The sequence below is a fragment of the Haoranjiania flava genome (assembly GCF_025631005.1).
Lineage (GTDB): Bacteria > Bacteroidota > Bacteroidia > Chitinophagales > Chitinophagaceae > Haoranjiania > Haoranjiania flava.
This window is the reverse complement of record NZ_JAOTPL010000055.1, coordinates 1-575: the sequence shown is the minus strand read 5'-3', so window position 1 is coordinate 575 and position 575 is coordinate 1. Positions and strand designations below refer to the sequence as shown.

Here is a 575-nt window from a genome sequence, read left to right as displayed (position 1 = left end):
TCTGACAGTTTAAAGATAGCGTTTTGTCTGAAAAAATCATTAATGTCTTTGCCTCGGGCTAAATCTTTACTATCAGCAAATGTTTTCATGGGCGTTTTACCAAAACAATAACGGCCACTATGGGGGCGCTCACTATTGTAGAAATCTATCCATTGATCAATATCTGATTGAAGTGCTTCCAGTGTGTTGTAGAGTTTTTTTCTAAAAGCAATTGCGTAAAATTCTTCCTGCATGGTGCGATGGAATCGCTCACAAATACCGTTTGTTTGTGGGCTCTTTGCCTTGGTTTTAGTATGGTCAATATCCTCAATATTAAGGTAAAGCTGGTACTCGTGATGCTCTCTTGCGCCGCAATATTCAGTTCCTCTGTCGGTTAAAATACGCAACAGATCTACCTGCTGTTCCTGATAAAATGGCAGCACTTTATCATTGAGCATCTCGGCTGCAACCAAAGCATTTTTGCGATCATAAACTTTAGCGAAAGCCACGCGGGTATAGGTGTCTATGAACGTTTGCTGGTATATTTTACCAACGCCTTTAATATATCCAACATAGTAGGTGTCTTGTGCTCCAAG

1 protein-coding gene is annotated in these 575 nt (G+C 40.3%); it reads right to left on the bottom strand.

The features are described from left to right. Positions 1–575: integrase core domain-containing protein (locus OD355_RS13825; RefSeq protein WP_263039085.1), on the bottom strand; the 575-nt coding region annotated here is incomplete at both ends.